The following is a 13,077-nucleotide window of genomic DNA, read 5'->3' as shown; positions in this document are numbered from 1 at the left end:
GTGTCAACTTACAGCTATTTTTAGGTAAATAGACTACGCTCTACGGGCACAGCAATGCTGTGCCCCTACGACAGATGTGATTCAAATACATGAAAACTGCTGTAAGTAAAAAGCCTTTCTAGAACAAGCTTTTAGAGATTGTCTCGTTAAGAGTATCAGACTGGGAATGCCTAAGGGGAGGCTCCGCCTTAAGACTTGCGGCAGAGCCGCAATGAGAAGCATTTCCAGCCAGAGGCTGGAAACGAGGTTTTAAAGGGGTTTGGGCTTAAGTTGACACGCATGGGCAAGATGCCCACCCCACAAAAGGTCACTGAATGCTTTTTTATTTGGAAATCCCTTAACAGGTTACAGGCTCAAGATTACATCCCGTGCTACTGCTAAAGTCTGATTAATATCCTCTTCGGTGTGAGCAAAAGACGTAAACCCAGCTTCAAACTGAGAAGGTGCTAAGTAAACACCACGCTCTAACATACCCCGATGGAAGCGTCCGAATTTAGCTGTATCAGACTTTTTCGCATCTTCGTAGTTATGAACTGGCCCAGAGGTAAAGAATAAGCCAAACATCGCACTGATTTGACCACCACAAGCCGCATGACCAGTTTCTTTGGCAATTTGGAGCAAACCATCTGCTAGCTTTTTAGTAATCCGGTCAAGATACTCGTAAGTACCTGGCTTTTGCAGCAATTCTAAAGTCTTAATCCCAGCAGTCATCGCCAAGGGATTACCTGAAAGAGTCCCAGCTTGATATACGGGACCGGCGGGCGCAACCATTGACATAATATCTCGGCGACCACCATAGGCTCCTACTGGCAAACCACCACCAATCACCTTACCCAAGGTTGTTAAATCGGGAGTGATGCCAAATTTTTCCTGAGCGCCACCGTAAGCAATCCGGAAGCCTGTCATCACCTCGTCAAATACCAATAACGCTCCATGCTCGTGAGTCAGCTCTCGTAATCCTTCTAGGAAGCCAGCATCAGGTGCAATAAATCCGGCATTGCCAACAACTGGCTCAAGAATGACGCCAGCAATCTCGTCGCGGTTTTCTTCAAACAAGGCTTTGACGGATTCTAGGTCATTGAAAGGCGCGGTTAGAGTGGTGCTAGTTGCCGCTTTAGGAACCCCCGGCGAGTCTGGCAAGCCAAGTGTGGCAACACCAGAACCTGCTTTCACTAGAAACGTATCGGCGTGTCCGTGGTAGCAGCCTTCAAACTTGATGATTTTGTCTCGGTTGGTGAAAGCCCGCATTAGCCGCAAAACTCCCATACAGGCTTCAGTTCCAGAGTTGACAAATCTGACCATTTCGATGCTAGGAACGGCATCGATGACCATTTCTGCCAAAACATTTTCTAGTACTGAAGGGGCACCGAAACTGGTGCCTTTTTCTAAAGCTTCATGCAACGCTGCAATTACTTCTGGATGAGCATGACCGCAAATAGCTGGGCCCCAGGTGCCTACATAGTCGATGTATTGGTTGCCATCTACATCCCAAATGTATGCGCCTTTCACACGATCAAAAACGATGGGTTGTCCGCCCACAGATTTAAAGGCACGAACTGGAGAACTGACTCCTCCTGGCATGAGGTTTTGAGCAGCGGCGAAGACTTCTTGTGATTTTGTTGTTTTAATTGTGGTATTTACCAAGGTTTTCTCCTAACAGTGGGCAATAAAAAGCTCTATCTTAGGATAGGGTCAAAAACTGCTTAGAATTTCTATCGTATAGAATTAGCTGAAACAGAAAAATAATAATATGTTATACAAGTCGAATAAAGATTTGCCTTTAGATATCCAAACTCGATTATCTGAAGCATACCAGGATCTTTACCGAGCAGCTTTTAACTCGGCGATCCATTGGTATGGTGAAGCCTCAAAAGCTCACAAAGTCGCGTTGAGTGCTGTAAAGATGCAGTCTGCTATGGAACGGAATGCTCTTGTTGAGAGTCTTGTTGAGAGTTAGATAAGATAGTGCAATTCAAAAAACATGCCAGCAGGTCTATTTAGAATGGTATCGTGAATCCATGAATTATTCTCATTAGAGCAAACTAGCTGGTATGTCTTTTAACGATTCGCATTTACTACATTACGCCATCCCTGTTGAGAAAATTCGCTACGATGAACGGGGTCTAGTACCTGCAATTGTCCAAGATTATTTGGATGGTACTGTCCTGATGATGGCGTGGATGAATCAAGAGTCGTTACAAAAGACTTTAGAAACTGAAGAAACTTGGTTTTGGAGCCGTTCCCGGCAAGAATTGTGGCACAAGGGGGCGACTTCTGGACATATTCAAAAAGTACGAAGTATCCGTTATGACTGTGATAGTGATGCGTTGCTCATAGGGGTAGAGCAATTAGGGGATGTTGCCTGCCATACTGGAGAACGCAGCTGCTTTCACCAAATAGAAGGGAAAATTGCCCCACCACCAGGGGATACATTGTCGCAATTGTTTCAAGTAATATGCGATCGCCGCGACAATCCTATTGAAAGTTCTTATACCTGTAAGTTATTAGCAGGTGGTGATAACAAAATTTTGAAAAAGATCGGTGAGGAAACCGCTGAGGTGGTAATGGCCTTTAAAGATGATCAAGTAGATGCGATCGCAGGTGAAGTGGCCGATTTGCTATATCATACTTTGGTTGCCTTAGCTTACCATCAAGTTGATTTAAAATCGGTGTATCGTAAACTCCAAGAACGTCGTCAATAAAGAATGTAGGCAAATGGCAGTAAAATAAGCGAGTAGCGGAAGTAGATAAAATACTTGATTCCCTAGCTTTGCCAGTTGCCAGACTTAAATAAACGTGCTCTTTGTTATTGGCTATGGCGAGTTAATTTAGCCGTGTACCTACAGGTTGAACCTCTCTGGCCAAACCAATATGTGCCAACGACAATGGGATATGGTTAAACTTTACTCCAGCCAAAGCCCACTGAAGTTCAAGTGTCCCCACCCAGAAACGTGCCCGGTCGATGACATCCGGTAACATAGGATAGCCGCTTTCCATACGCCGCACAATACTTTCTCCGTAATTACCAAGTTGCACGGCAATATCGCAAGCTGGATCGCCCAAACCAGCTGTGCCAAAATCAATCAGACCGCTGATGCTCTCTAAGATGGGGTCAAACAGAATGTGATACACTGGCTTGTCGCCGTCGATAAGTACGGGTGTGTAGTTGAGGTCAAGTTCACCTGTAATTACGGGGGCAAAAAGTTCGTGTATCCAAGTTTGCTGATGACGCCACAGGTGAGGAAAGAGAGTTTCCTGAACTTGCTCATACAACTGCAACCAATCTTCACGAGAACGTTCTGCACCAGAGGAAGACACCCCAGCATTAACTAAAACTTCATTTGGGATGCTGTGCAATTGTTGATGAAATCTGGCTAGTTGAGAGATGATACGCGCTTGTGATACTTCACTCAGCTTCAACAAGGTGTTACGAGATAGCGGTTCACCTTTAATAAATCTGTAGCTAGCAAAGCCTTCTTCCAAGTGTTCAAAGTGTGGAACTCGCAATTCAACATACTTTTGCACCACTTCCAACACCCTAGCTTCATGGGAAAGTACCTGTTTTCCCCAGTCATCTTTGGCAAAGCGACATACAAGCTCATGATTAACAATTACCACATCGTTAACCATTCCATCTTGATTAAAGTCAAGATGGTCAACAGAGATATTGGAATATACAGCACGAATTCTTTCGAGATACGAGTAAGGAATATTCACAGTAGATTATGATGCAATCACAACAAACTAAAAATAAAAAGTTATCGGACTTTCAGCCCGATCGCAGCGACTTATAATTATTTGCCTGTTTGTTGTATCAACGGACCACTGTGATTTCACTCCTGAAAAAATTGCTAAATGTGAGCATAACACTATTTTGGTAATTGATCAGCCCAAATTCGATTCAGGTACTGTAAAATTACCACGACGATCGCCACACTCAAAGAAAAGCCTAGCCAGAAACTATCAGTAATAATTCGCGGTTGATCTAATGCCCATCCACCTAAGGGATGACCAATACAATAGCCAACACTCCAGCACACAGCGTTGATGGAGAAATAAACCCCGCGTTGATTTTCAGGGGCTAACTCAGTGACTAAAGAAGCAGCAGATGGGGTATAAGAAACAATCGCAACAGCAAGTACTCCTAATGCCAATGCTACCCAAACTAGATTATGAGATGGGGCAGTACCGCTTACCCAAATCAGGCCAAAACCAATTGCCCACAAAATAGCAGACACAGTAAGTGCGAGTGTGTAAGAACAGCGTTTTAAGGCACTGGTAACAGGCAATTGACAAATGATGGCTAGCACCAGATGCCAAGCAAATAGAACGCTAATCGTAGTTTGAGCAAATCCTTCGGTAGTACTTTTGATAACAAAGTTTTTAAAGTAAAGCGGCAGAGTGCTGTGGATTTGAGAAAGATAGATTGTGAAGAATATATTAACTGCTATATAGACAAGGAAGCGGCGATCACTTAATACTGTCCTCCAAGAAGCAAAATGTTGTGTCTTTTCAGATTCCTTTTTCTGCTGTTGTTCGGTTTCATTAATTCCCACATAGACAACCCCAAAAAACACCAGAAAAGAGATGGCATCAATCACAAATAGCCACCGATAACTTCCAATTATCGCGATTAAAAACCCTGCTAGCACAATTCCGATCGCTAACCCAAGATTATCTGCTAGTCGGGCGATCGCAAAAGTTTCGCGGCGATTGTCAATCTGGCTGGCGTCAGCAACAACAGCTTCAGCAGCCGGCCAATAGAAACCTATCCCTAAACCGCTAATCAAGCTACCAATTACCAAAATAGTAAAATTAGTGGTTGCAGCTAAAACTAGAGAACCACTGGCTGAAATCGCCGTCGCTAGCAACAAAGTACGGCGGCGTCCCCATTCCCCAGAATCAGCCAAGGAACCACCTACAATCCGCCCTACAATGCCGGAAATCGAGGCGCTACCCAAGGCTATGCCAACGGCAGTTGCAGATAAACCAACTTGATTGACAAAAAAGATCGGGGCGTAAAACAGGGTAAAGCCGGTGCCAACTTCCGAGAAGAATCTACCAATTGCGAAAATCCAGACCTGGGGATGTATTGAGGGCAGCCACGATGATAACTGAGATTGAGAAGCTAATTTCATGAGCTTAAATGTCATAGTTTCGTGACATTTTTGTAATTCTTATCATTGCCTGCTATTTTCCTGACTCATTCCACAGGGTTTCCACAGAGATTTTAACAGTTTTCCACAGGTACTCAACGAGCTAATGGGCTTCTTGCCGTCTGACTGGGGATTGTTAATTAACAGTGACAAGGAACTTGAAGGACTGAGTTTTTGTAAAGTAAAGTAACAAAAAATAGGCTCTAAAGGTGATTATTCCATTCGTGTTTATTTTTTATACAATCGTTTTTAACATTTCGCAGCATTGACAAACCCACCCCCTCTTGGCGCACAATGATGCGGCTTGCTTTTGTAGTCCGTTCAACCGTTGGCATTAAATGTGTAAAATATATTACCACAAGATGTGGACGCCGATTGTCGGGCTGGCGAAAGAGAGTGTGAGGTAGCCCTAAGCCGCTTCACTGCAAGCAACTTGTCCCTCTTGATTGACCTCATAGGAGGAAAATCTCATGAAAGCAACGGTTAGCATCTTTACAGAAATTCCCGAAACACTCCACGAATCCTTAAAAAACTACTTAGAAACCCATCCCGATTGGGATGAAAACAGAGTATTCACGGCAGCGTTATCATTGTTTTTACTCCAAAATGGAGATAGCGATCGCCGTGCTGCCCGAGTCTATCTGGAAACTTTGTTTCATCACTCCTCAGTAGAAATGCCCAGCATCGATTCCCCCGCAACAGCTAATCTACTAGACACCCCATAGGTACTGGTATGAAGGGCGTTATATTCTGGCTCATGCGCTAATATGGGCATGGCAAACCGTGTCCATCAATGGGATTTTGACCCAATAGCGATCAACTATCTGCGGGCAATATTACAACAAAAAAGATCAGTAAATTCTGATCCTTAAAAAGGTTCCAATAGTTTCTCCTATTGCTAAAACTAGTTGGTAATAGTGCAAGATTTAGAATTGAGGTAAGGCTTGAGTATATTAGCTGATCGTTAGTACTTGTTATAAGAATGCAGCCTGAAAACCTCGAAGTTCAATCTTCAAAACTTTTTGGGTTTTGAAGATTGAATGTTTTTCAAGTCGGGGATGAAAGCTGCTAATTGGCTCTAGTACCGCAAGGCGGAAGTCAAAAGTCAAAAGTATTATGGAATAGGCTTTTTAAGGATTTTAAATGGTTGCTCTATTTACGCCGTGACGTACTACCCCTCAGTGACAATGAATGACGATTAGCTTAAGAATGCGGATGGTACGACATTTTGAGTTGGATAAGTAGGCGATGTTCCGCTTGGCTAGTGATTAATCGTTATATTCTCAATAGCTATTTGTTGGTCATCACTATTAACATCTGGTGACTGCTCACTACTATTAACAGTTGTGGGTTCCGCATCGTCTATTCCCATTACTTTTACTGGTAGAGTAGAAACGTAATTAAAAAAAACTGTTAGCCAATCTGCTATCGTGTTATCTGGATTGATAGGAAAGTCTGGACATAACCAAAATCCTGGGAAATGTCCTTTAGGAGAATCTATGTCAAAAGTTAATTGGTCGAAACAGTCAGAGCAAAGAAATATTTTCCAGTGGACTCTCCCCCCTGTCCACTGTCTTAAACGGATAAATCAGCATCTCAAATAACTTCTTGGTCTGTATTTGAGGAATATCTACCTATTTTAATTTAGGACTTAGCAAAAATCGCCAACTGTGCTTAATTTATCAAACCACAAAGACGCCAAGAATCGTAGAGTGTACGTAAGTCCTATGATTGTCTAAATTTGTCTTTTACTAAAGCCAAAGAAATTTACTAATTACTTCCCCAAGAGTGAACAGTCAAGAGTTAAAAAACTCTAGACTATAAACTCAGGACTTGGCTTCCAATTGCTGGGGGTGAGCAGCAGATTCAAACTTATACCCTACGCCACGTACAGTTTGAATTAATGCTGGCTGACTAGCATCAATTTCAATCTTCTTGCGAATTTGACCGATATGTACATCTACAACCCGCTGGTCGCCGACATATTCATAATCCCACACCTCTTGGATTAGTTCTGCACGTCGCCAAACTCGACCTGGATGACTGGCTAAAAAATGCAACAAGTCAAATTCTAGAGCAGTTAAGAGTACTGGTTGGTTATTAAGTGCCACCTCCCGTCGCACTGGATCAATCATAAGTTTTTCAAATACCAAGCGTTTCTGCTCGGCTGTAGTTATCACTCGCTGACGCCTCAAAATAGCTCCGACTCTGACTTCTAGCTCTCCTAGCCCAAAAGGCTTGGTGAGATAGTCGTCAGCACCTTTAGAAAAGCCGCGAATTTTATCAGCTTCGTCAGCACGGCTAGTCAACATCAGAACAAAAACACCATTACGACTTTGCATCTCTTGGCAGAGGTTAAACCCAGTTACATCTGGTAAATTCACATCTAGAATCACCAAATCAGGGTTAAATTGCTCAAATAGAGCTAAGGCTGTCTTTCCATCTTCGGCAGCCTCCACCTGATAGTTCTGCTTAATCAAAAAGCGTTGGATTAAATTCCGAACCGCAGGGTCGTCGTCAACTACAAGAATCTTGGCAGGAGCCATGACCATTACTTTGCACAAAAATTCGTAAGATTAACAAGAGGGTTGCGTAAAAACGCAGTTGCCACTTTGGAGCTAACTAAGAATCTACATGGCTACGGTATAAGAATCCTGATTATTTAAAAATAAATACTTTAATCAGGATTGTGGGCGATGAGAACGCGAAACTTCTGTTAGCCACAGTATATAAGCGCTCTGACTTTAGCCGCAACAGTTCTTGACACCAAGACACCTTTTTGATCCCAGTTAGGTGGTAACTTAAAACGTTTCAATTTTAAATCGATATGCGGATATATACCACAAGCGATTATTCAGTATAATTAAAAAAACTCTGTTAGGGCACAGTAAATTGCCAAATTTGAAACAGTAAAGTTAATTTTTTCATAAAAACTATGTGTTTTAGGTACTCTCGGTTCAAATTCTAGATTAGAGCCTGAACTGGGCAACGACATGAGGGTATACACGGAGTTATAGAGATATGTTAAAGTGACTATAGTTGAAATTACAAAGTTAATCAAACTAACCCGTGCTACTATCCTGGTAGGGCATAAAATAGGTCGAGACTTTAGTTTCGATCAAAGAAAAACCTAAAGCTGTTTTTTATTCGACAAAAGACTGCCGCTGACTGAGGCTGAAGTAACAAACTCCCATGAGCGATCAAAATCCCTACGAAAAACTTGGGGTATCAGAAGAGGCTAGCTTCGATGAAATTCAGGATGCTCGTAATCGCCTATTCGAGCAACATAGTGGCGATGCCAAGCATTTAGAAGTAATTGAAGCGGCTTACGATGCGATTTTAATGGATCGCTTACGGATGCGCCAGGAAGGTAAAATTAAAGTCCCTGAGCGTATCCGCTTTCCAGAGTTGCGAGTGCAATCGCCTCCTAAAGAAACTCAAACCCCTCGGGAGCAGTCACCTGCATGGCTGCAACGGATGCTGGATCAGCCAACACCTACGGATATACTCTTACCAGGAGCTTGGTTTCTTGGTTTGAGTTCTATTAGTCTGTTTTATCCAGAGGGAGGTGATCAGGTTTTGCAGTTAGCATTGGTGGTTGGGGTAGGCACCAGTATTTATTTTCTCAATCGCAAAGAAGGCAAATTTGGCCGAGCAGTTTTGTTCACCCTCGTGAGTTTAATAATTGGCTTAATCGCTGGGGGACTAGTTGCTAGCTGGCTTTTACCACAAATATCATTTACCAGTCTGGGAACAAATCAGTTCTCTACAGTAGTAACGTTTATATTGTTGTGGTTGGTTAGTAGCTTTCTACGCTAAATCATTACCTATAAGCAAGTTTCTGTAAAGAAGACATGGTTGATGTGTGTTTTTCTCAAATAAGAGAGTCAGGAGTCAGAATAGGTATGCTGACTCCTGCTTTAATTTGCAACCTGAATTCTGATTAGGTTATTACCTGGTATCTTGCAGCATCGCCAACAACCGCCTTCAGAATGAATCTAAGATTAATAGCTAAAGTTGTCTAATGAAGAGTGAGCAAGGGCTTGAGTCCATTATTTGGCTATAAGACAATACCTTGTGTTAGTGATTTTTGCCCCAGAAGATCCCCCCAACCCACACCACTTGCTCCACTTGGGGAGACCCCAGACGCTCTCTACGAGACGCGCAAGGGACGCGGACTCGCTCTAAGCGTTCGCGCTAGCGTCTCGTAGAGAAGCTATAGGTAAGTTACCCAATATTAAAAGATAATAAACGAATGCCGATTAATTCAATCTGTTGCAACTACAGAGCCTTTCTAGACAAGGTGTTTAGGTTTTAAGACTAAATCTACAGCAGCGCTGAAATCCTTAACGATTAAGTCGGGGTGGTAAAGTTCCAATTGGGTGCGATCGCGGATGCCAGATTCCACAGCGATCATCTTAATACCATAATTTTTAGCAGCGGTGATGTCGGCTTCCGTATCTCCCACCATCCAGGTATCAGCAGCCGGGGGCAATTCTTCTAAAGCCCTAGCCATTAACAAAGGCTTATCTTCAATATCGCGAGTTTTAACGTAGTCGTTAGTCAGGCAATAACAACGATTTTCTGGGAAAAATCTGCCTAAATTGTGTTTTTTGAAGGCATAATCTAGTTCCCGAAATCGGCGCATGGTCATAACTGCCAAATCAATTCCAGCTTGTTGAATTTTTAACAAAGCATCCACAGCACCGGGTGCAAGGCTGTCATAGGGAAAGTAAGGTTCTGTATGCACTGTTTGCCGCCGTAACTGAGCAAATTCTTGGGCTTGGGCTTCGTCTAAGCCAGAATTTAAGGCGATTTGTTTTTCGGGAATGCGCGATCGCTTTAATTGCCAAAATTCTGCTTTCGGAAGTTCTTGCACTACTTGGTCTAGGCGACGGGTTTTCTCTAAGCAGAATTGATAAACACGGTAGTACCGTTCGGAAACATCAATAATTGGGCCGTCGAAGTCAGTAATAAGTCTTAGCATCGGCGGAAAAGTTAATTTTTATTAAAATTATCTCAGATGTATGGCTATTTTTTGAGGATACCAAGTCTAGCTAAGGGTTTTTTGTAAACTCTTTTTAAGAAAGTATCGACGATGGCCTGGAGGAAAATCTTCTAACTCTCCAAAAACTTCATACCCCAAATGCTGATAAAATTTGGGAGCCTGGAAACTGTAAGTAAAAAGATATGCGTTTAAGCAGCCACGATTAACAGCCTCTTGCTCTGCCTCCAAAAGAAGTGCTTTTCCATATCCATAACCTCTTAACTCCTCTGTAACCCAGAGAATACCGATATGGAACCATCCCAAGCCGATAAAACCCTCCAAGCCGCCCACTACCTTTTTTTCTGAATCATGAAGCAATAGAAACAGTGGCGTATATTGGTAATTTCCAATCTTGCCTACATTGAAATGTTGAAGTTGCTTGTCAATAAAATCAACTTGTTTGAAGTCTGGCTGAATCTCAATTGATATTTTGTACTCAGGCATCATTGCAGCGTACCGCGTTTGATTTGTTCGCTTTCAATGGCTTCAAATAAGGCGCGAAAGTTACCTTCGCCAAAACCTTGAGCTTGGTAACGGCGTTCAATAAACTCAAAGAAAAATGTCGGCTGTTCAAATATTGGCTGGGTGAAAATTTGTAGTAATAAGGGCGCGATATTTCCTCCCTCTAAAGGAGTATATTCTTGCCAGTCCACCAAAATTTCCTGTTGAGCGATCGCTTCCAGTTCTAGGGGTGATAGAGGCAATCCTGGACGTTGTTTTAGCTGCGAGTAGTAGCTTTGGGGAACTGAGAGTAAGGATAAACCACTGGCACGAAATTTAGCGATCGCACTTACAAGATTAGTCGTCCGCAAGGCAATATGTTGAACTCCTGGCCCCCGGTTGACATCGAGAAACTCCTGAATTTGGGAATTGCTGGAAGCTGGTTCATTAATTGGCAATTGGACGCTACCGTTGCGCGAAACCATTACCTGGCTGTGTAAAGCAGAGCGATCGGTTTTAATTTTAAATGTCTGCTGGGGTTGAAAATCTAGGATATTTTCGTACCAAGCGACGGCACGATCCAATTCACCAACTGCCACGTTTAACACTATGTGATCTATGGCGGTAATTGAAGAGGAGGGGGAAATGGGGGAAGCAGAGGGGAAATTATCACAAATCTCTCCCCTCTGCCAAAAGCTTTTTGCCATTTCTCCACAGTGCTTTTCTATCAACGTATGAGTCAGTCCACCCCAAGCGGCAATTTTGCCACACTTGAGGAATGCCGTACCTACCTGGTGTTCCTGGATGGGTTGTAGGATTGTAGCATCGTATTTTTGAGCTAGTGCGATCGCGCCTTCTACATCTTCGACAGCAAAAGCGACATCTGCTACACCAGGTGGATATTGACGCAGAAACTCAGCTACTGGACTTGTAGGTAACAGTGGTGAAGACAGCAAAAAGTTGACGGCACCACTATTCACCATTTCTGTACAAGTGTGAAATGAACTGATGCGCGAGGCTACTGCTTGAAAACCAAGATGGTATACAAACCAATCCCGCCATACTTTAGCGTCTTCTACATAAAAATGAACGTGATCAATTTTCATAGATACTGAAAATCCAGCATAACAGCTTATATCTCTGTAAATTTTGCCTTTTTTGCTAAATTTTCAGGTCTTTCCCAGGCAAGAATTATGTAGACGTACTGGCACTCTAAAAAAACAAATGACTATCAGGTTGAATGTTAATTTCCATTGGCACAGCTTGCGGTTCGGCAGAAAGGGCAAAGAAAATCGCATTGGCAGCAGTTTGAGGACTGAGCATTTTTTTCCGGTCTACTTTTAGGTTGACGTTATCCCAGAAAGGAGAATCTACCCCACCAAAGTAGAATAGCGTGAACTTGATACCAAAACGCTTGAGTTCCTCTGCCATGCACTTGCTGAAACCGACAACACCAAACTTAGAAGCAGAATAAGCCGCTGCCATCCCCATCGAATGCTTGCCCAGAATTCCAACCACGTTACAGATGTGACCAGACTTGCGCTTTTGCATCTCTTCAGCAGCTGCCTGAGTTGTGTAAAAGCTGCCTTTTAAGTTGACATCTAGCATCTTGTCTAAATCAGCGGGTTCCAGGTTGTTGTAAGGCTTGAGTATACCAGCACCAGCTGCATTCACCAAAATATCGATTTGACCAAACTCAGTGACGGTCTTTTTAATCAAAGTATCTACTTGTTGAGGGTCAGTAATATCTGTGGGAACGGTCAAAACTTGCCCTGGTAAATCAGCTACCAGCGTTGTTAAACGAACCGCATCTCTGGCAGCTAGTACCAACCGTGCACTGGTGGGCGCAAGTTTGTGTATTAAGGCTGAACCAATGCCACCAGTAGCACCGATAACGACAACAACTTTATCCTGCATTTGATTATTTACATTTATTTATATCTTTTTACATAATACTGAATTACAGGCGAAGGTTATACGTAGACAGTGAGAAAGTATTTACTCAAAGAGTAGCGGCGTAGTGTTTGGCAATGGTGGCTAGGCACGCTGCACCGCAGTCTTCTTGGCTGTGTTGAAGAACTATTTGGTATTTTATTTTCAGGTGCAATTATTTATAGGTGAAAAAATGCAGTCGGGTCATTTGACCCGACTTGATTGAGCGTTTAGCTTGTCACTTCAGACTTTTGACTGCTTGGCTATAACTACTTTCGCTTTACTCAAAAGCACCCTCGGCAACAATGTTGGCTCATTGGTAACAAGTTAAGGTTATTAACTATTTGTCAATAAGTAATAGTGCTTGAAATTTCACCACAAATCGAGGTCGGAAACACAAATTTTAAGCTAGCTATACTTACGGCTAGCTATGCCTACGAGTCATATTTAAAAGCATCGTTCATCCTTATCCCAAAAACAAAATATAAGGCTAAATTAGAT

11 protein-coding genes and 2 pseudogenes are annotated in these 13,077 nt (G+C 42.8%); 4 read left to right on the top strand and 9 right to left on the bottom strand.

Translation table 11 applies throughout. The features are described from left to right. Positions 1-345: 345 nt before the first annotated feature. A complete protein-coding gene (gene hemL / locus V7L29_RS17055; protein ID WP_334736234.1) occupies positions 346-1,644 on the bottom strand; it encodes a glutamate-1-semialdehyde 2,1-aminomutase in 1,299 nt (432 codons plus the stop codon). Between the two features lie 106 nt (positions 1,645-1,750). On the opposite strand from hemL, the gene V7L29_RS17050 reads away from it, so the two are divergent. After that, entirely contained in the window at positions 1,751-1,957 is a 207-nt protein-coding gene (locus V7L29_RS17050) for a ChaB family protein (RefSeq protein WP_334688411.1), read from the top strand. A 94-nt stretch (positions 1,958-2,051) separates the two neighbouring features. Further along, the gene (gene hisIE, locus V7L29_RS17045; protein ID WP_334688410.1) at positions 2,052-2,702 is read left to right on the top strand and encodes a bifunctional phosphoribosyl-AMP cyclohydrolase/phosphoribosyl-ATP diphosphatase HisIE; all 651 of its coding nucleotides are present in this window, start codon (positions 2,052-2,054) and stop codon (positions 2,700-2,702) included. 121 nt (positions 2,703-2,823) lie between these two features. Here hisIE and V7L29_RS17040 read toward each other — a convergent pair whose 3' ends face one another. Both V7L29_RS17040 and V7L29_RS17035 read right to left on the bottom strand, forming a co-directional pair. After that, positions 2,824-3,717, bottom strand: a complete 894-nt coding sequence (locus V7L29_RS17040; RefSeq protein ID WP_334736233.1) for a phosphotransferase family protein — start codon at positions 3,715-3,717, stop codon at positions 2,824-2,826. Between the two features lie 152 nt (positions 3,718-3,869). Further along, positions 3,870-5,153: an MDR family MFS transporter gene (locus tag V7L29_RS17035; RefSeq protein ID WP_334736232.1), complete on the bottom strand. Its 1,284-nt coding sequence runs from the start codon at positions 5,151-5,153 to the stop codon at positions 3,870-3,872. Between the two features lie 473 nt (positions 5,154-5,626). On the opposite strand from V7L29_RS17035, the pseudogene V7L29_RS17030 reads away from it, so the two are divergent. Continuing rightward, positions 5,627-5,818, top strand: a pseudogene (locus V7L29_RS17030) (DUF2811 domain-containing protein); the annotation flags it as partial. Positions 5,819-6,982: 1,164 nt separating this feature from the next. On the opposite strand, the gene V7L29_RS17025 reads toward V7L29_RS17030, so the two are convergent. Continuing rightward, positions 6,983-7,702: a response regulator transcription factor gene (locus tag V7L29_RS17025; protein ID WP_334688407.1), complete on the bottom strand. Its 720-nt coding sequence runs from the start codon at positions 7,700-7,702 to the stop codon at positions 6,983-6,985. Positions 7,703-8,348: 646 nt separating this feature from the next. Between V7L29_RS17025 and V7L29_RS17020 the strand changes: the two genes are divergently transcribed. After that, entirely contained in the window at positions 8,349-8,975 is a 627-nt protein-coding gene (locus V7L29_RS17020; RefSeq protein WP_334688406.1) for a CPP1-like family protein, read from the top strand. Between the two features lie 475 nt (positions 8,976-9,450). Here V7L29_RS17020 and V7L29_RS17015 read toward each other — a convergent pair whose 3' ends face one another. From V7L29_RS17015 to V7L29_RS16995, 5 genes and pseudogenes are all read right to left on the bottom strand, one after another. Then, on the bottom strand, positions 9,451-10,143 hold the full coding sequence (locus V7L29_RS17015) for an HAD family hydrolase (RefSeq protein ID WP_334736231.1): 693 nt from the start codon (positions 10,141-10,143) through the stop codon (positions 9,451-9,453). A 66-nt stretch (positions 10,144-10,209) separates the two neighbouring features. Then, on the bottom strand, positions 10,210-10,650 hold the full coding sequence (locus tag V7L29_RS17010; protein ID WP_334736230.1) for a GNAT family N-acetyltransferase: 441 nt from the start codon (positions 10,648-10,650) through the stop codon (positions 10,210-10,212). Then, complete coding sequence (gene hppD, locus V7L29_RS17005; protein ID WP_334736229.1) at positions 10,647-11,750, bottom strand: 4-hydroxyphenylpyruvate dioxygenase; 1,104 nt, start codon at positions 11,748-11,750, stop codon at positions 10,647-10,649. Before hppD ends, V7L29_RS17010 begins: the two co-directional genes overlap by 4 nt. Before the next feature lie 106 nt (positions 11,751-11,856). Next, positions 11,857-12,561, bottom strand: a complete 705-nt coding sequence (locus tag V7L29_RS17000; RefSeq protein ID WP_334736228.1) for an SDR family oxidoreductase — start codon at positions 12,559-12,561, stop codon at positions 11,857-11,859. A 91-nt stretch (positions 12,562-12,652) separates the two neighbouring features. Next, positions 12,653-12,739, bottom strand: a pseudogene (locus V7L29_RS16995) (cysteine peptidase family C39 domain-containing protein); the annotation flags it as partial. Positions 12,740-13,077: the final 338 nt, after the last annotated feature.

Origin of the sequence: Nostoc sp. (genome assembly GCF_036916575.1) — a bacterium.
Classification (GTDB): Bacteria; Cyanobacteriota; Cyanobacteriia; order Cyanobacteriales; family Nostocaceae; genus Nostoc.
The sequence above is the reverse complement of the archived record's forward strand: the minus strand, read 5'-3'. Positions and strand labels throughout refer to the sequence as shown.

Excerpts from the sequence above, each read along its gene's own strand:
- V7L29_RS17000 (WP_334736228.1), bottom strand. The coding sequence starts at position 12,561 with ATGCAGGATAAAGTTGTTGTCGTTATCGGTGCTACTGGTGGCATTGGT.
- V7L29_RS17010 (WP_334736230.1), bottom strand. The coding sequence starts at position 10,650 with ATGATGCCTGAGTACAAAATATCAATTGAGATTCAGCCAGACTTCAAA.
- V7L29_RS17050 (WP_334688411.1), top strand. The coding sequence starts at position 1,751 with ATGTTATACAAGTCGAATAAAGATTTGCCTTTAGATATCCAAACTCGA.
- V7L29_RS17015 (WP_334736231.1), bottom strand. The coding sequence starts at position 10,143 with ATGCTAAGACTTATTACTGACTTCGACGGCCCAATTATTGATGTTTCC.
- V7L29_RS17035 (WP_334736232.1), bottom strand. The coding sequence starts at position 5,153 with ATGACATTTAAGCTCATGAAATTAGCTTCTCAATCTCAGTTATCATCG.
- V7L29_RS17020 (WP_334688406.1), top strand. The coding sequence starts at position 8,349 with ATGAGCGATCAAAATCCCTACGAAAAACTTGGGGTATCAGAAGAGGCT.
- V7L29_RS17025 (WP_334688407.1), bottom strand. The coding sequence starts at position 7,702 with ATGGCTCCTGCCAAGATTCTTGTAGTTGACGACGACCCTGCGGTTCGG.
- hisIE (WP_334688410.1), top strand. The coding sequence starts at position 2,052 with ATGTCTTTTAACGATTCGCATTTACTACATTACGCCATCCCTGTTGAG.
- hppD (WP_334736229.1), bottom strand. The coding sequence starts at position 11,750 with ATGAAAATTGATCACGTTCATTTTTATGTAGAAGACGCTAAAGTATGG.